At 71.9% G+C, this 17,224-nt stretch carries 15 protein-coding genes and 1 other RNA gene; 13 read left to right on the plus strand and 3 right to left on the minus strand.

Annotated features, from left to right (window positions below):
• Positions 1-62: 62 nt before the first annotated feature.
• Positions 63-1,043: an asparaginase gene (locus ACZK5D_RS00360; protein ID WP_463663886.1), complete on the minus strand. Its 981-nt coding sequence runs from the start codon at positions 1,041-1,043 to the stop codon at positions 63-65.
• A gap of 82 nt (positions 1,044-1,125) precedes the next feature.
• On the opposite strand from ACZK5D_RS00360, the gene ffs reads away from it, so the two are divergent.
• The 5 genes from ffs to ACZK5D_RS00385 all read left to right on the plus strand — a co-directional run bounded on the left by ffs (position 1,126) and on the right by ACZK5D_RS00385 (position 4,962).
• Positions 1,126-1,222, plus strand: an RNA gene (gene ffs, locus ACZK5D_RS00365) — signal recognition particle sRNA small type.
• A gap of 13 nt (positions 1,223-1,235) precedes the next feature.
• Positions 1,236-3,425: a DNA polymerase III subunit gamma and tau gene (locus ACZK5D_RS00370; RefSeq protein WP_463663887.1), complete on the plus strand. Its 2,190-nt coding sequence runs from the start codon at positions 1,236-1,238 to the stop codon at positions 3,423-3,425.
• A 45-nt stretch (positions 3,426-3,470) separates the two neighbouring features.
• Positions 3,471-3,785 carry a YbaB/EbfC family nucleoid-associated protein gene (locus tag ACZK5D_RS00375; protein ID WP_458994836.1) on the plus strand — a complete coding sequence of 105 codons (315 nt, stop codon included), beginning with the start codon at positions 3,471-3,473 and terminating at the stop codon, positions 3,783-3,785.
• Positions 3,786-3,793: 8 nt separating this feature from the next.
• Positions 3,794-4,420 carry a recombination mediator RecR gene (recR, locus tag ACZK5D_RS00380; protein ID WP_458994835.1) on the plus strand — a complete coding sequence of 209 codons (627 nt, stop codon included), beginning with the start codon at positions 3,794-3,796 and terminating at the stop codon, positions 4,418-4,420.
• 137 nt (positions 4,421-4,557) lie between these two features.
• Positions 4,558-4,962, plus strand: coding sequence for a VOC family protein (locus tag ACZK5D_RS00385; protein WP_458994834.1), 405 nt, complete (start codon positions 4,558-4,560; stop codon positions 4,960-4,962).
• Positions 4,963-4,989: 27 nt separating this feature from the next.
• Here ACZK5D_RS00385 and pdxR read toward each other — a convergent pair whose 3' ends face one another.
• Positions 4,990-6,381, minus strand: a complete 1,392-nt coding sequence (pdxR, locus tag ACZK5D_RS00390; RefSeq protein WP_463663888.1) for a MocR-like pyridoxine biosynthesis transcription factor PdxR — start codon at positions 6,379-6,381, stop codon at positions 4,990-4,992.
• Between the two features lie 82 nt (positions 6,382-6,463).
• Here pdxR and pdxS point away from each other — a divergent pair, with 82 nt between their 5' ends.
• The 7 genes from pdxS to maeA all read left to right on the plus strand — a co-directional run bounded on the left by pdxS (position 6,464) and on the right by maeA (position 14,358).
• Positions 6,464-7,363 carry a pyridoxal 5'-phosphate synthase lyase subunit PdxS gene (gene pdxS / locus ACZK5D_RS00395; RefSeq protein ID WP_458994832.1) on the plus strand — a complete coding sequence of 300 codons (900 nt, stop codon included), beginning with the start codon at positions 6,464-6,466 and terminating at the stop codon, positions 7,361-7,363.
• Positions 7,360-8,007, plus strand: coding sequence for a pyridoxal 5'-phosphate synthase glutaminase subunit PdxT (gene pdxT / locus ACZK5D_RS00400; RefSeq protein ID WP_463663889.1), 648 nt, complete (start codon positions 7,360-7,362; stop codon positions 8,005-8,007). Before pdxS ends, pdxT begins: the two co-directional genes overlap by 4 nt.
• A gap of 171 nt (positions 8,008-8,178) precedes the next feature.
• On the plus strand, positions 8,179-9,105 hold the full coding sequence (locus tag ACZK5D_RS00405; protein ID WP_463663890.1) for an ABC transporter ATP-binding protein: 927 nt from the start codon (positions 8,179-8,181) through the stop codon (positions 9,103-9,105).
• Positions 9,102-9,944: an ABC transporter permease gene (locus ACZK5D_RS00410; protein WP_463663891.1), complete on the plus strand. Its 843-nt coding sequence runs from the start codon at positions 9,102-9,104 to the stop codon at positions 9,942-9,944. The genes ACZK5D_RS00405 and ACZK5D_RS00410 overlap by 4 nt, the downstream gene beginning before the upstream one ends.
• Positions 9,941-10,762 carry an ABC transporter permease gene (locus ACZK5D_RS00415; protein ID WP_463663892.1) on the plus strand — a complete coding sequence of 274 codons (822 nt, stop codon included), beginning with the start codon at positions 9,941-9,943 and terminating at the stop codon, positions 10,760-10,762. Before ACZK5D_RS00410 ends, ACZK5D_RS00415 begins: the two co-directional genes overlap by 4 nt.
• 89 nt (positions 10,763-10,851) lie before the next feature.
• Positions 10,852-12,633, plus strand: coding sequence for a SulP family inorganic anion transporter (locus ACZK5D_RS00420; RefSeq protein ID WP_463663893.1), 1,782 nt, complete (start codon positions 10,852-10,854; stop codon positions 12,631-12,633).
• A 9-nt stretch (positions 12,634-12,642) separates the two neighbouring features.
• Positions 12,643-14,358: an NAD-dependent malic enzyme gene (gene maeA / locus ACZK5D_RS00425; RefSeq protein WP_463663894.1), complete on the plus strand. Its 1,716-nt coding sequence runs from the start codon at positions 12,643-12,645 to the stop codon at positions 14,356-14,358.
• A gap of 755 nt (positions 14,359-15,113) precedes the next feature.
• On the opposite strand, the gene ACZK5D_RS00430 is transcribed toward maeA, so the two are convergent.
• Positions 15,114-15,920: an HAD-IIA family hydrolase gene (locus ACZK5D_RS00430; protein ID WP_463663895.1), complete on the minus strand. Its 807-nt coding sequence runs from the start codon at positions 15,918-15,920 to the stop codon at positions 15,114-15,116.
• A 218-nt stretch (positions 15,921-16,138) separates the two neighbouring features.
• On the opposite strand from ACZK5D_RS00430, the gene ACZK5D_RS00435 reads away from it, so the two are divergent.
• Positions 16,139-17,212: an NAD(P)H-dependent glycerol-3-phosphate dehydrogenase gene (locus ACZK5D_RS00435; RefSeq protein WP_463663896.1), complete on the plus strand. Its 1,074-nt coding sequence runs from the start codon at positions 16,139-16,141 to the stop codon at positions 17,210-17,212.
• Positions 17,213-17,224: the final 12 nt, after the last annotated feature.

Here is a 17,224-nt window from a genome sequence, read left to right on the forward strand (position 1 = left end):
GGGAGACGGCGGGGCGCGCGCAGACTATCGGACGCGCCGACGCGGCCGGGGACCGGGACGGGTCAGCCCAGGCCGTCGCGCAGGGACGCGACGAGCTCCGGGTCCGCGATCACCCGCCCTGCGAGCTTCCCGTGCCCCAGGACCGGCTCGGGGTCCAGACCCCTCAGGCCGGGCGTGTCGTGACCCAGGGCGGCCAGAGCCGCCACGAGCGCGGCGACGGCGGCCCTATGGTGCCCGTCGCCGGCCTTCACCGCGACACCCGTGCCGTCCGCCAGCCCGACGGCGAAGCACCCCTCGGCGCCCACCTTGGCCACCATGCCGGGCACCTCGCGATGCAGGACCACCTCGTCGCGCCTGCTGCCCGACGCGTACTCGGGGTGCGCCCGGAAGGCCTCGGCCACGCGGCGCTCCGGCCCCGACCGGGCCCCCGCCAGGCGTCCGAACGCGCGCGCCAGGCCCGTCAGGCTGATCGCGAACGCCGGAGCGCCGCAGCCGTCGACCACCGGCTCGCCCACGGGCTCGCCGGCGAACTCGGCGATGGCGTCGCGGCAGACGTGCTGCAACGGATGGGCCGCGTCCAGGTAGGAGTCCTGCGGCCATCCCGATCGGACGCAGGTGCGCAGCATTCCCGCGTGCTTGCCGGAGCAGTTGTGCGCGAGCGGTTCGGGGCCGTGCCCGGCCGCGAGCCAGGCCGCCTGCGCCTCCTCGTCGAGCGGCAGGCCGGGTGTGGTCTGCAGGTCGGCGGGGGAGAGGCCGGCCCCGTCGAGGATGCGGCGCACGCCATCGAGGTGGAGGCTCTCGCCCGAGTGGGAGGCGCCGACCAGGGCGAGGTCCGCGCCGTCGACGTCGAGGCCGTGACGCAGCATCGCCACCGCCTGCAGCGGCTTGAGGGAGGAGCGGGGGAGGATCTGCATGACCGCGTCCCCGGCCGCGAACCGGACGTCCCCTCCGGGCGCCGTGACCACCAGCGCGCCGTGGTGCAGGCACTCGACGTACCCGCCCCGCCACACCTGCGCGATCACCGGGTCCAAGCTGCTCACCATGGCGCGAGCCTACTGTTCCCGCGCGGGACCCCGGTCCGACGCGGGCCGCGACGATCCTCGCCGACGATGCGGTAGACTTGGCCAAGGTTCCTCGCGCGGCGGTATCTCGCCCAACTCCCCCAGGGTCGGAAGGCAGCAAGGGTAAGTGAGCTCTTCCGGGTGCGCGAGGGGCCCTTTTCTTTGCCGCTGGACATGTCGGGGCTCTGGAATAGGGTGGGGCGCGTGGACGACGAGTACGACGAGGACGAGTACGCCCCCCTGGGCGACGAGGGGTCCGGTGCGGCCGACCTGCCCGGCTTCGAGCCCATGGACGGCCCCGGACTCTTCGACGATTATCCCCCTGAGCCCGCCACGCAGCCCGGCCCCGGCCTGTTCGACACCCCAGTGGCGCTCGAGGAGGATGCCCCGGCGCTGCACGTGCCGCCGTCGAGGCTGAGCACCGCACCTCGCGTCGAGTCCCCGGCCGCGCCGCTGGCGCTGTACCGCCGGTACCGCCCAGATGCCTTCTCTGACGTCATCGGGCAGGACCACGTCACGGTTCCTCTCCAGCGCGCGCTGGCCAACAACCGGGTCAACCACGCCTACCTCTTCTCGGGGCCGCGCGGCTGCGGGAAGACCACCTCGGCCCGGATCCTCGCCCGCTGCCTGAACTGCGCGGAGGGCTCCACCGCCACGCCGTGTGGGGTGTGCGACTCCTGTCAGGATCTGGCCCGCGGCGGCCCCGGCTCGATCGACGTCATCGAGATCGACGCGGCGTCGCACGGCGGCGTGGACGACGCGAGAGACCTGCGCGAGCGCGCGTACTTCGCGCCGGTTGCCAGCCGCTACAAGATCTACATCATCGACGAGGCGCACATGGTGACGCCGCAGGGCTTCAACGCGCTGCTCAAGCTCGTCGAGGAGCCGCCGCCGCACACCAAGTTCATCTTCGCCACCACCGAACCCGAGAAGGTCATCGGCACCATCCGGTCACGCACCCATCACTACCCCTTCAGGCTCGTGCCGCCGCGCCTCCTGGCGGACTACCTGGCGCAGATCTGCCGCACGGAGGGCGTCCAGGTTGACCAGACGGCCATCCCCCTGGTGGTCCGCGCGGGCGGTGGGTCTGTCCGGGACTCGCTGTCGGTCCTGGACCAACTGCTGGGCGGCGCGGGGGAGGAGGGCGTGAGCTACACCCAGGCCGCCGCCCTGCTCGGATACACGCCGGACGCGCTGCTCGACGAGATCATGGACGCCTTCGCCGCCGGTGACTCGGCCGGTGTGTTCCGCACGGTGGATAAGGTGATTGAGGTGGGCCAGGACCCGCGCCGGTTCGCCGAGGACCTGCTGCGCCGCCTCCGTGACCTGGTCATCCTCTCGGCCGTCCCCGATGCGGCCACCAACGGGCTGCTCGACGTGGCCGCGGACCAGGCGCAGCGCCTCCAGACCCAGGTGGCCGGCATGGGCGCGGGGGAGCTGACCCGCGCCGCAGAGGTGATCGCCACCGGCCTGACCGACATGCGCGGCACCACCGCCCCCCGGCTCCACCTTGAGCTCATGTGCGCGCGCGTGCTGCTGCCCGGCGCGGACGCGGACGAGCGCGGCCTGCACGCCCGGATGGACCGCCTGGAGCGCCGCGTGGGCATGATGGGCGCAGGCGAGCACCAGCAGCCGGTGGCGGACTGGGACGACGTCGGCGAGCCCACCCAGCGCATCGAACCCCCCGCCCCGGCCCCGCAGCCGCGCGCCCAACGGTCCGCCGCTTCCGCCCAGCCGGCGCAGGACGCGCCGCGGGAGCCCGCCCAGCGCCGCCCGGCCGGGGAGCCGCCGAGGCAACGCCCCGCCGGCGCGGCACCCGCCCCGCAGCCCACCCCACCGCCGGCCGCTCCTGCGCCCGCGCCCGCGGCTGCGTCGGCCCGCCCGAGCCAGCTGTCGGCCGCCGAGCTGCGCCGCGTCTGGCCCAACGTGCTGGAGGAGGTCAAGCGCCGCCGCCGCTTCACGTTCATGCTGCTCAGCCAGCACGCCCAGGTGCTCGACGTGGCCGACGGCGTGCTGCACCTCGGCTTCACCCAGTCCGGCCCGAAGGACAACTTCGGCACGGGCGGCAGCCAGGACGTGTTGGCCGATTCCCTGATCCAGGTGATCGGGGTCGAGCTGCGCATCCAGCCGGTGCTGACCTCCGGGGACGAGCCTGCCGCCACGCCCAGGCAGCGCCCGTCCGGCGCCCCCGTCGCCCAGCCCCCAGCGCCCGAGCCCCAGCCCCAGGCGGCCCCGGACCCCAGCCCGGAGCCCGAGGTCTCCGTCGACGACGAGGTGCTGGACTCCGCGCACAACGCAGAGGAGCTGCTGAGCGCCACCTTCGGCGCCGAGGTCATCGCCGTCAGAGACATCAACGAGCCCTGAGGCGCGGCCTCAGCCCATCCCGCACCCCCACCCCAGGAGACCAACATGTTCGGAGATTTCGACATCAACGCGCTGATGGCGCAGGCCCAGCAGCTGCAGGAGGACCTGGCGCGCGCCCAGGCCGAACTGGCGGAGAAGACATTCACCGCCACTGCCGGCGGGGAGCTCGTCACCGTCACCATCAGCGGCGGCGGGGACATCGAGCGCATCGACATCTTGCCCGAAGCCTGGGACCCGGAGGACCCGGAGACGCTGTCGGCGCTGATCATCGCGGCCTTCCGCTCCGCCAAGGCCGAGGCTGACGCGGCCACCGCGGCCGCGATGCCAGACCTGCCCTCGATGCCCAACCTCGGAGGCTGATCCCTACCGTGTACGAAGGCCCCATCCAGGACCTCATCGATGAGCTGAGCCGCCTGCCGGGCATCGGCCCGCGCGGTGCGCAGCGCATCGCCTTCTACCTCCTCGACGCTCCTGAGGAGGAGGTCTACCTCCTCGCGGACACCATCCGGAGGGTGAAGGAGTCGTCCCGGTTCTGCGAGGTGTGCTTCAACATCTCGCAGGAGGAGCGGTGCCGCGTCTGCCGGGACCCTCGCCGGGACCGGAGCCAGCTGTGCGTGGTGGAGGAGTCGAAGGACGTGGTGGCCATCGAGCGCACCAACGAGTTCCGGGGGCTCTACCACGTGCTGGGCGGCTCCATCTCGCCCATCGACGGCCGCGGCCCGGCGGACCTGCGCACGCGCGAGCTCTTCCAGCGCCTCGCCGACGGCGCGGTCACCGAGGTGATCATCGCCACGGACCCGGACACGCAGGGAGAGGCCACCGCCGCGTACCTCAGCCGCATGCTGCGCGACTTCGGGGTGCGCGTCACCCGCCCCGCAAGCGGGCTGCCGGTGGGCGGTGACCTCGAGTACGCGGACCAGGTCACCCTCGGCAGGGCGTTCGAGGGCCGACGCTCCATGTTCGAGCCCGCGGACCAGGCCGGCCTGGCGCCGTGACGGCGCCGGCGGAGCCGCGCGGCTGAGGGACGCGGCTACCCCTCCGGGGTAGCTGTTCCCCCCTGACAACCGGCCCCGACGAGCCTACGCTTGGCCGTGGGCCGCCAGGCCCGCTCCGGCTCGCGAAGGGAACCCGCATGGCCTCCACCCTCAACCCGTACCTCGCCCTCGACGGCACCTGCCGGCAGGCGATGGAGTTCTACCAGTCCGTCCTCGGGGGCGAGCTGGACATCAGCACCTTCGGCGAATCCGGGGTGCCCGGCGTCGATCCCGACGGCATCATGCACGCCCAACTCACTACGCCGGAGGGCCACGTGATCATGGGCAGCGACTCCGGCGGCATGGGGCTCCAGCCGGGGGACACCGTCGGCATGTCCCTGTCCGGGGACGAGGAGAAGCTCGCGGACGTCTTCGCCGCGCTCGCCGAGGGCGGCCAGGTGGTGGTGCCGTTCGAGCGCCAGATGTGGGGCGACGACTACGGCCAGGTCCGCGACAGGTTCGGCGTCGTCTGGCACGTCAACCGGGCCGGCGGCGCCGCCTGAGCCCGGCCGGCACGGTGATGGTGACGATCATCCGGAGGTGAGCAGTGGCGGTCCGGCGGCCGCGTCGATGAGCATGTCGACGGCCCGGCGCACCGCTGCCGGCTCGTGCCCGCCGTAGTTGAGCAGGAGTCCGGTGAGCCCCGGGTTCCCGGCCCATCCGTCGGCGAGGTCCGTCAAGATGAGGCCGCGCCGCCGGCAGTCGTCGCGGACCCGGGCCGCGGCGTCGGCGGGCATCTCGAGCACGAGCAGGTGGCCGGTGTCCGTGACGCCCGTCATGTGCGGTTGGGCGCGCAGGGTGTCGATCCTCTGTTTGACCTCGGCCTGGGCGGTGTCCGCGCGACGGCGGGCGCGAGCCAGGCGCCGGCGCAGACCGCCGGCCTGGAGGTAACGCGCCAGCGCCCGCTGCACGATGGGCGCCACACCGCCGCCCAGGGCCGAGCGCGCCTCCAGCAACTCGTCCTGCCAAGCCGGCGGGGCCACCAGGTAGCCCGTGCCGACGTCGCGGCCCAGGACCGCCGCGAACGTGCCGAGGTGGGCCACCACGTCTGGTGCGAGGCTCCACAGCGGGGGGAGTGGGGGCCCGAGGTGCCGGTACTCCGAGTCGTAGTCGTCCTCCACCAGCAGCACCCCGGTGCGGGTGGCCCAGCCGATGAGCGCCTGCCGCCCGGCCGCGTGCAGGGCCGTGCCGGCGGGGAACTGGTGATTGGGGGTGACCAGGACCAGGTCCAGCGGAAGGGCCCGGTCCAGCGCTGCCAGGTCCACGCCGTCGGCGCCGACGGGGACGGGGACGACCTCGACGCCGAGAACCTCCAGGACGCGGCGGAGACCCGGGAATCCAGGGCTCTCGACGCCCACGCGGGGCCTGCTTCCCGTCCGGCGGGCCACCGCCCCGAGCAGCAGGGCCAGCCCGGAGCGGGCCCCGGCGGTGACGATCACCGACGCCGGGTCCACGGCCATGGCCCGCATGAGCCTCAGGTGCTGCGCGATCGCCTCGGCGAGGGCGGGGCCGCCAGGGGAGACGGCGGCGCGCAGCGACGAGCGCCAGAGGGCGTCGTCGAGGGGGCGGGACGTCTCGTGGCCCGAGCCGAAGTCGAGCGGAGGCGGGGGAGGGGCCGGCCGCCGCCTCGCCGGCGGGACCGCGCGGGGTGGCGCCGCGGACAGGTTGGGGGCGACACGCACTCCGGAGCGGTCCCTCGTGACCAGGTATCCCTCCGCCACCAGTTGCTCGTATGCCGCGCTGACGGTGCCTCGCGCCACGCCCAGGGTCTCCGCGGCGGACCTGCTGGAGGCCAGCACGTCCCCGCTGGCCAGCGCCCCCGAGGCGATGAGCCCGCGGACCCCGGCCGCGATCTGCGCCGGCAGCGGTGCCGCGCCGGGCGTGCGGTCGAGCGGGAGCGTGGAGAGCGCGTCGGACTCCATTGACCCAGGGTACAACTGGCCCAACAAACTGGGAAGCGTCTGGCCCTTGCCTGGTCCAGTGCGGCGGGCGAAGATCGAGCCCATGACTGCTACCGATACACCCGTGTCCCCCCGCGCCCTCGTCAACACCGGCCTGGCCGAGATGCTGAAGGGTGGCGTGATCATGGACGTGGTGACGCCCGAGCAGGCCAGGATCGCGGAGGAGGCCGGCGCCGTGGCGGTCATGGCGCTGGAGCGCGTGCCCGCGGACATCCGCGCCCAGGGCGGCGTGGCGCGCATGAGCGATCCGGACCTCATCTCGCGCATCATCGAGACCGTGTCCATCCCGGTGATGGCCAAGGCCCGCATCGGCCACTTCGTCGAGGCGCAGGTGCTGCAGGCTCTGGGCGTGGACTACATCGACGAGTCCGAGGTGCTGTCGCCCGCGGACTTCGTCAACCACATCGACAAGACTCGCTTCGACGTGCCGTTCGTGTGCGGCGCCACCAACCTGGGCGAGGCCCTGCGCCGGATCACGGAGGGCGCCTCGATGATCCGCAGCAAGGGCGAGGCCGGCACCGGCGACGTGTCCGAGGCCATGAAGCACCTGCGCACCATCAAGGGCGAGATCCGCGCGCTGGGCGCGAAGTCCGACGACGAGCTGTACGTCGCCGCGAAGGAGCTCGCCGCGCCGTATGAGCTGGTGGCCCGGGTGGCGCGTGAGGGCAAGCTGCCCGTGGTGCTCTTCGTGGCCGGCGGCATCGCCACCCCCGCGGACGCCGCGATGATGATGCAGCTCGGCGCCGACGGCGTGTTCGTGGGCTCCGGCATCTTCAAGTCCGGCAACCCCGAGCGCCGCGCCAAGGCCATCGTCGCCGCCACCGCGCACTACGACGACCCGGCTGCCATCGCTGAGGCGTCGCGGGGCCTGGGCGAGGCCATGGTGGGCATCAACGTGGCGGACGTGCCGGCCCCGCACCGGCTGGCCGAGCGCGGCTGGTGACGGTCGGGATCCTCGCTCTCCAGGGCGCGGTGCGGGAGCACGCGGCGGTCCTGGAGCGGCTCGGGCGTCGGGTGTCGCTGGTGCGCAGGCCCGACGACCTCGTCGGCCTTGAGGGGCTGGTGCTGCCCGGGGGCGAGTCCACCGCCATCGCGCGGCTGGCTCGGCCCACCGGGCTGCTCTCGGCCATCCGGGACCGGGCCGACGGCGGGTTGCCGGTGTTCGGCACGTGCGCGGGCCTGATCCTGCTGGCCGACGAGGTGGCCGACCCGGCGGCGCTGACGGGCCTGCCCACCATCGGCGGGCTGAACGTGACGGTGCGGCGCAACGCGTTCGGGGCCCAGCTGGCCTCCGGCGAGGCCGACGTCGAGCTGACCGCCGCGGCAGTCAGGGCGGGGGCGGCAGTGGCCGCGGGGCATGGGCGGCTCGAGCCACCGTCGGGCGTTCCGGGCGGGGCGCACCCTCGCATGCGGGGGGTGTTCATCCGTGCCCCGAGGATCGAGCGGGTCGGCGCCGGCGTCGAGGTGCTGGCCACCAGGGGCGACGAGCCGGTCGCGGTCCGCCAGGGCGCCGTCGTGGCGTGCACCTTCCACCCCGAGCTCGTCCCCGACCCGACCCTCCACCACCTGTGGCTGGGAGGGGTTTGAGCCGATGGATCGGGTCGCGGTGAGTATGAACGATCAAATCGGTCTTTTCGCGCGTTGACCCCATCCATCGGCTCAAACCCCCCAGTGCAGACGCCCGGCGGATGCTGCGCACGGTGAGGCCCGGGCGCAAGGCCCTCGGAATCGTCGGTGGGGTGTCGTAGTGTGTCGCGGGTGACTGAGCCAGTGATCACCGCCCGCGCGCTTACCAAGCGCTACGGCACCCTCACCGCCGTCGACGGGATCGATTTCGAGATCGCGCCGGGGGAGTCGTTCGGCTTCCTCGGGCCCAACGGCGCGGGCAAGTCCACCACCATGCGGATGATCGCGGCCACGTCCACCCGCACCGACGGCCAACTCACCGTGCTCGGCCTGGACACCAACCACCACGGCCCCCAGATTCGCGCGCAGCTCGGCATCGTCCCCCAGGGGGACCTCCTCGACGAGGAGCTCAGGGTGATCGACAACCTCACCGTCTACGGCCGCTACTTCGGGCTCCCGCGCGCCTACGTGAGGCAGCGCGCGGAGGAGCTGCTGGACTTCGCCCAGCTCAAGGACAAGCGCCTCGCGCGCGTCGACGGGCTCTCCGGCGGCATGAAGCGCCGCCTCACCATCGCGCGGGGACTGATCAACAACCCCAAGATCATGCTGCTCGACGAGCCCACCACCGGACTGGACCCGCAGGCCCGCCACGTGCTGTGGGACCGCCTCTTCCGGCTCAAGGAGGAGGGCGTGACGCTGGTGGTCACCACGCATTTCATGGACGAGGCCGAGCAGCTGTGCGACAGGCTCGTGGTGGTCGACAAGGGCCGCATCGTCGCGGAGGGGAGCCCGCCGTCGCTCATCCGGCAGTACTCCACCCGCGAGGTGCTGGAGGTGCGCTTCGGCTCCTCCCGCAACGAGGAGGCGGCCCGGGTGCTCGCGGGCATCGGAGAGCGGCAGGAGGTGCTGCCGGACCGGGTGCTCATCTACGCCGACAACGGCGAGCACGCCCTCCAGTCCGTCATCGAGCGGGGGATGGAGCCGGTCACCTCGCTGGTGCGCCGCTCGTCGCTGGAGGACGTGTTCCTGCGCCTGACGGGGCGGAGCCTCATCGAATGAGCGCGGATCTCACCACACCGGCCCGCGTCATCGACAGGGGAATGACCGCGGACCACCGCGTCGTCGCCAGGTGGGGCTGGTGGGCCGTCGTCGAGCACCACCTGCACCGGATGCGGCGCTACCTCGCCACGCTGCTCATCACCGGCATCGGCTCCCCGGTGGTCTACCTGCTGGGCCTCGGCGCCGGGCTGGGCGTCCTCGTCGACGGCGGCGAGGGCATCGAGGGCGTGCCCTACCTCACCTTCATCGCGCCGGCGCTGGTGATGTCGACGGCGATGCTCACCGCCGCGCAGGAGAACACCTACGGCGTGTTCGGTGGCTTCAAGTGGTTCAACACCTTCCCGGCGATGCGCCTGACGCCCATCAGCCCGGCGCAGATGGCCGTCGGGGTCCAGGTGGCCGCCCTGATCCGGGTGCTGCCGGTGCTGCTGTTCTACTTGGTCGCGCTGGTGCTGTTCGGCATCGCGGACCCGCTGCGGGCGCTGGCGTTGGTCCCTGTCGGGCTGCTGCTGTCGGTGTCGGTCGGGTTCGCGGTCATGGCCTGGGTGGCCACCCAGAAGGACGACCGCGGCCAGCTGTCCTTCATCGAGCGGTTCGTCGTCGTCCCGCTCACGCTGTTCTCCGGCACCTACTTCCCGCTCGAGACCCTGCCCGGCTACCTGCAGCCCATGGGCTGGGTCTCGCCGCTGTGGCACTCGGCCGAGCTCGGCCGGTGGGCCATGTACGGCCAGCCGCTGTCGGTGCGCATGCTGGCGCTCCACGTCGGGTTCCTCGTCGCGCTGGCCGGGGTGTGCGCATGGTCCTCGGTCCGCACCTTCAGGCGGAGGCTCGACGAATGACCGCCCCTCTCCAGGCGCCCGCGCCACGCGTGCCGCGCGTCCTCGCAGGCCTGTACGGCGGCAACACCCGCTCGGTGGTGGCCCGCGGCATGAGGGTGGTGGCCCGCAACAACTGGCTGATCATCCTGACCGGGTTCTTCGAGCCGGTGTTCTACCTGCTCTCGATGGGGTTGGGGCTGGGGGCGCTCATCGGCTCCGTGGAGTTCTACGGCCGCGACGTGCCCTACGCCGCCTACATCGCGCCGGCCCTGATGGCCGTGTCCGCGATGAACGGCGCGCTGTACGACTCGACGATGAACGTGTTCTTCCGGATGCGCTACGGGAAGATCTACGACCAGATGCTCTCCACCTCGCTGGGCCCGATGGACGTCGCGCTGGGGGAGATCATCATGGCGCTGTTCAGGGGGCTGCTGTACGCGTGCGGGTTCATGGTGGTCACCACTGCGCTCGGGCTGAACCTGTCGTGGACCGCGGTGCTGGCCATCCCCGCGGCCCTCATGGTGGCGTTCGGGTTCGCCGCCGTCGGCCTGGCCGCCACCAGCTTCATGACCTCGTTCCAGCACCTGGACATCGTCTATTTCGTCATGCTGCCGATGTTCCTGCTGTCGGCCACCTTCTTCCCCATCACCGTCTACCCGGAGTCCGTGCAGTGGGTGATCATGGCTATGCCGCTGTGGCACGCGGTGGACATGGTCCGGCAGCTGACCACCGGCCTGATCCAGCCGTCGATCTGGGGCCACCTGGCCTACTTCGCGGTGATGATCGCGGTGGGCACGACGGCGGCCACGCTGAGGCTGAAGGCGCTCTTCCTGCGCTGACCCGCCCCCGCCCGGTCTACCTGCCGCCGACCCCGCCCCGACGGCCGGGCACGGGCGGGCGTAATCTAGGGGCCCGGAGAGGGTGAGGCGTGGGCAACAGGGATTTCAGGATCGAAGCGGCTCGGCTCACCCCCAAGGAGCAGTTCGAGCGCTACCGCGGCATGGTGGGGGACCACCTGATCAGCTTCAAGGGCCTCTGGCCCACCCCGTCGGACTACGCGGGGCTGCGCTCCTCCTGGGCCAAGGACCTTCTCGCAGGCGTGACCGTGGGCGTGGTGGCGCTGCCGCTGGCGCTCGGCTTCGGCGTGGCCTCCGGGGTGGGGGCGGCGGCCGGGCTGGTCACCGCCATCATCGCCGGCGTGGTCGCGGCCGTCTTCGGGGGCAGCCACCTGCAGGTGTCCGGGCCGACGGGGGCGATGACGGTGGTGCTGCTGCCGCTCATCGCCAAGCACGGCGTCCCGGTGGTGCCCCTGCTCGCCATCATCGCCGGGGTCCTGGTGGTGGTCATGGCGCTGACCGCCGTCGGACGCGCCGTCGAGTTCATCCCGTTGTCCGTGGTGGAGGGGTTCACCATCGGCATCGGCGTGATCATCGCGCTGCAGCAGCTCCCGCTCGTGCTCGGGACCGAGCGCGGGGAGGCGGAGTCCACGCTGGTGTCGTCGTGGCTCACCCTGTCCGCCACCGACTGGTCACGCGCCTGGCAACCGCTGCTGGTCGCCGCGGGCGTCGTGCTCCTGCATCTCATCGGGCACCGGTTCTTCCGACACCTGCCGTTGTCGCTGATCGCCATCGTGGTGGCGACGCTCGCCGTGGAGCTGGCCGGCGCCGACGTGGACCGCATCGGGGCACTGCCCACGGGCCTGCCTATGCCCGTGCTGCCGCAGCTCAGCCTCACGCTGGTCCAGGACCTCGCCGCCCCGGCGCTGGCGGTGGCCGCGCTGGCCGCGCTCGAGTCGCTGCTGTCCGCCCGGGTGGCCGACGGGATGCGGCCCGACGTGACCCCGACGAGCCCGGACCGCGAGCTGATGGGACAGGGCTTGGCCAACATCGCCTCGGGGCTGTTCGGAGGACTCCCTGCCACCGGCGCCATCGCCCGCACCGCCGTGAACGTGCGCTCCGGCGCGAAGACCCGCCTGGCCTCGATCTCCCACGCCGTCGTCCTGCTCGCGGTGATGCTGCTGCTGGCGCCGCTCGTGTCGCGGATTCCGATGGCGGCGCTGGGCGGGGTCCTGCTGGTCACCGCCGGCCGCATGATCAACCTGAGGCTGGTGCGCACCCTCACCAGCGTGACGCGGGCGGACCGCAACACCTTCCTCCTCACCCTCGGCGCCACCGTCCTGCTGGATCTGGTGGCCGCCGTGCTCCTGGGGATCGGCATGGCGGCGCTCATGAGCCTGCGCCACATGGCGTCCTACTCCGCCGTCGCGCGCCAGTGGCTGCCCACCAACACCCGCGAGGGCGACGTTGACTTCACGCCCGAGCAGGAGCACCTGCGCTCCCGGGTGGCGCTGTTCCGCGTCGACGGTGCCCTCTTCTACGGCGACGCCCGCCGCTTCGTCGACGAGGTCACCTCCGTCGGCGACGACATCGACGCCGTGATCCTGCGCTGCCACCGGATGCGCATTCTCGACGCGTCCGGGGCGGACGCCATCAAGGCGGTGTCGCGGCAGTTCAGGGCCCGCGGCGTGGAGTTCGTGGTGCAGGGCATGACCGAGTCGCAGCAGCGCACCTGCCGGCTCATGCACGTGTTCGACGAGGACCAGCACGTCCGGGAGCTCTCCGAGGCGGTGGCCTGGGTGGATCGCGCGCTGGCACGCCCCGACACTGCCGACTCGTCCCCCGATTCACCGGAGGAGGGGCCCGCCCGGTAGGTTTGGCCCGTGCCCGAACAACGTCGTTACGAGGTCCTCCCCGGCAACCACGGCTCACGAGTCAAGGTGAAGATCCGCGGCAGAGCCATCCTGAGAACGCCCCGACTCAACCGGGGCACGGCCTTCACCCCGGAGGAACGCCAACTCCTCGGGCTGATCGGGCTGCTGCCGACGGGGGTCACCCCCATCGACGCGCAGGTCCACCGCGCCTACGAGCAGTACCTGGAGGCGCGGCTGCCGATGGCGAAGTTCCGTCGCCTCGCCGCACTCAAGGACCGCAACACCGTGCTGTTCTACCGGTTGCTCAGCGAGCACCTGGACGAGATGATGCCCATCGTCTACACCCCCACCATCGGCGACGCCATCGAGCAGTTCAGCCGGCAGTTCACCCGCCTCGACGGGGTGTTCCTGTCCATCGACTCGCCGGAGGACATCGAGGAGTCGTTGCGCGCCAGCGGCCGCACCGCCGACGACATCGACATCATCGTCGTGACCGACTCCGAGGGGATCCTCGGCATCGGCGACCAGGGCGTGGGCGGGATCCTGATCTGCCACGGCAAGATGAGCCTCTACACCGCCGCGGCAGGCGTGGACCCGGACCGCATGATCGCCGTCGGGCTCGATGTGGGCACCGACAACCTGGGCCTGCTCAACGACGACCTGTATCCCGGGCTGCGGCACGCCCGGGTGCGCGGCCGCCGCTACGACGAGTTCGTGGACGCCTTCGTCACGGCGGCCCAGCGCGTCTTCCCGCGGGCGATGATCCACTGGGAGGACTTCGGGGCCGCCAACGCGCACCGCATCCTCACCCGGTACCGCGACGAGGTGTGCACCTTCAACGACGACGTCCAGGGCACGGCCGCCGTCGTCGGGGCCGCCGCCCTGGCGGCCGTCCGGGCGAAGGGGGAGCGGCTGAGCGATCAGCGCATCGTCATCCACGGGGCCGGCACGGCGGGCGTCGGGATCGCGGACCTCATGCGCGACATGATGGCGGGGGAGGGGCTCGACAACCGGGCGGCACATGAGCGCTTCTGGTGCCTGAACAGCCGCGGCCTCATCACCGATTCGTCGTCGGGCGTGCGAGACTTCCAGCGCCCCTACGCCCGGGACGCCGCCGAGGTGGCCGCCTGGGAGGTGGACCGACGCGGCGCGGTGTCGCTGGCCGACGTGGTGCGCAACGTGCACCCCACCATCCTCATCGGAACCTCCGGGCAGCCGGGCTCGTTCACCGAGCCCATGGTGCGCGACATGGCGGCCCACGTGAACCAGCCCATCATCATGCCCCTGTCCAACCCGACGGCGCTAGCCGAGGCCACGCCGGCGGACCTGCTCGAATGGACCGAGGGCAGGGCGTTGCTCGCCACCGGATCGCCGTTCGATCCGGTGCTGCGCGACGACGTCGAGTACGTCATCGCCCAGGCCAACAACGCGCTCGTCTTCCCGGGCCTCGGCCTGGGGGTGGCGGTGTGTGGCGCCACGCGGGTGACGGACCACATGATCGCGGCGGCCGCCCGGGCCGTCGCGTCGATGGTGGGCATCCGGAGCGCCGGCGCCCCGCTGCTGCCGCGGATCAGCGACCTCCGCCGGGTGTCGGCCACGGTCGCGATCGCGGTGGCGAAGGCCGCGGCGGACGACGGCGTGGCCGCCATCGAGCTGGAGAGCCCGGTCCAGGACGTGTTCGACCGCATGTGGCAGCCGAACTACCCGGAACTCATCCTCGACTGACCTCGGTGCCCCTACCGTTGGCTGACGTGCCGCGGCCGCCCTTGCTGTCACGAGCGGCCCTTCACCGCTGGCTGAGGAGCCGAACACCGCTGGCTGAGGTGCCGCGTAGCGGCCTCGAAGCCTAAGAAACGCGAGTTGACTAGGGACTCTGCTGGTGGTGTCTGTGGTTGGGTTGGGCGGTGCGTGGTGGGGGCCGGGCCGCCCATGCTTCCGGCGGTGGCGCTTCGCGCTTGCGCCGTCAGCAACGCCCGCCCAACCTGCCCCGGCCCCCACCACCCACCGCCCTGCAGTCCCCGCCGCTACTGTTTCCCCCTTCCCGCTGGCTGAGGTGCCCACTTCCGTCGGCTGAGGTGCCGCCACCCGCTGGCTGAGGTGCCGCCACCCGCTGGCTGAGGTGCCGCCACCCGCTGGCTGAGGTGCCGCCACCCGCTGGCTGAGGTGCCGCCACCCGCTGGCTGAGGTGCCGCCACCCGCTGGCTGAGGTGCCGCGTAGCGGCCTCGAAGCCTAGAAAAAGTGAGCTGACAAGGAACGTTTCTGAGGCTTCGAGGCTCGTCGCTTCGCTCCTCGCACCTCAGCCAGCGGGGGTGGGGTTGTCGCTTCGCTGCGTGCGCTTCGGGCAGCGGGGGTGGGGTTGTCGCTTCGCTGCGTGCGCTTCGGGCAGCGGGGGTGTGGTTGTCGCTTCGCTGCGTGCGCCTCGGGCAGCGGGGGCGGGGTTGTCGCTTCGCTCCTCGCACCTCAGCCAACGTCGGGGAGGTCAGCTGGGGAGGAGTTCGTCGATCCGGTCGAGGACGTGCGTGGGGCGCTGGTCCTCCGGCAACGCCGCGACATCGGCCGCCGTCGATTCCCCCGTCAGCACGAGGGCCGATGCCATGCCGGCCTCCACGGCCATCCGGATGTCGGTGTGCAGCCGGTCTCCCACCATCACGCACCGCGACAGCTCCAGTCCCAGCCCACCCAGCGCCGCCTCCAGCATCAGCGGCGACGGCTTCCCCAGGCTCACCGAGCACGTCACGCCCGTGCAGGCCTCGATGGCCGCTGTGATCGCCGCGCAGTCCGGCTCGCCGCGACCCCCGGGGAACGGGCAGAACCGGTCCGGGTTGGTCTGGATGAGGATGGCGCGCTTGTGGAACCACAACGCGTCGAACGCGATCTGCAGCTTGCGGTAGTCGAAGGTGCGGTCGTAGGAGGCGACGACGACGTCGATCTCGGCCGGATCCTCGGTCAGGCGGAACCCGGCCTCCCGGAGCGCCCGCTTGAGCGGCTCCTCTCCCACCACGAACAGGGCGGCGTCAGGGTGGTGGTCCAGCAGCCACCGGGTGGTGGTGACGACGGTGTTGGCGATGTCCTCCAGCGCCGTCGGCAGCCCCAGCGCCTGCAGCTTGGCCTGGTACTGCTGGGGGTCCTTGGTGGCGTTGTTGGAGAGGAACTTCACCGTCTTCCCCTCCGCCCGGAGCCCCTCGATGAGCCTGCGCGCGCCGGGGAGCAGCTCGTCTCCCAGGTAGATGGTGCCGTCGAGATCGAACACGTAGGCGTCGTACCACTGGGTGGGGGTGGTGATCATTGGGGTCTCCTTGCGGGCCGGCCACGCTGTCCGGGTGCTGCCCCAACCCTGCCACGTGCGGCCGCGGGCGGTTGACGCAATTAGGCCGCCCGAGAGCGGGCAATCGGAAGAAAGCCGACTCGTTCGGAAGCGAAATCCAACCTGAACGCAGGTAGCGTCAGCCTCACCTTCAGTAACAACGGTGTCGCGCAGTGGAGCGCGAAGGAATGAGAGCTCACATGGCTACAGTCGTCGTCCTCGGTTCAGGCATCATGGCCAGCGCCCTGACCACGCCCCTGACCGACAACGGGCATGAGGTGCGGCTCGTGGGCACCCACCTGGACCGCGACATCATCGACTCCATCAAGGCCACCGGCGTCCACCCCAACCTGGGGCTGGCGCTGCCGGAGGGCACCACCGCGTACCAGCTCGAGGAAGCCGCCGAGGCGTTCGACGGCGTCGACCTCGTCATGAGCGGCGTCAACTCCTTCGGCGTCCGCTGGGCCGGCGATCAGCTGGCCGACCTGCTCCGACCCGGCATGCACGTCATCGCGCTCGCCAAGGGCATGGAGGCCGACGACGAGGGCAACCTCACCATCCTGCCCCGCGTGCTCGCCGGCCGGATCCCCGCCGCGCTCCGCGAGCAGCTGACCTTCTCCGCCATCGCCGGCCCCTCGATCGCCGGCGAGGTCGCCATCCGCCGCCACACCTCCGTGGTGTTCACCGGCGACGACGAAGGCGTCCTGAACATGTGGCGCGACCTGTTCGCCACCGACCACTACCACGTGTGGACCAACACCGACTTCGTCGGCGTCGAGGTGTGCGCCGCGACCAAGAACTGCTACGCCTTCGGGGCCGGATTCATGTCCGGCATCCTCGACGCCATGGGCGACGCGGCCGGGGACCGCTACGTCAACTTCAACTACGGCGCCGCGCTCTTCGGGCAGGCCTCGATCGAGATGGTCGACTTCATGGACCTCCTCGGCGGCCAGCCCACCACGCCCATGGGCCTCCCGGGCATCGGCGACTGCTTCGTCACGTCCATGGGCGGCCGCAACGTCAAGTGCGGCAGGCTTGTCGGCTCGGGGCTCACGTTCAGCGAGGCCGCCGCCCAGATGCCGGGCGTGACCCTCGAGGGCGCGGCCGCGATCAGGGTGATCGGGGAGGCCATGATCCGCCTGACCGAGCGTGGCGTCGTGGCTCCCGGACGGTTCCCGCTGCTGCGCCACCTCCACGAGGTGGTGGGCCTGGACCAGAGCGTCAACGTGCCCTGGGACGCCTTCTTCGGGAGCAACGGATCCGGCGTCGCCTGATCCCCCGCCACA

Source organism: Tessaracoccus yangjingae, from assembly GCF_055326235.1.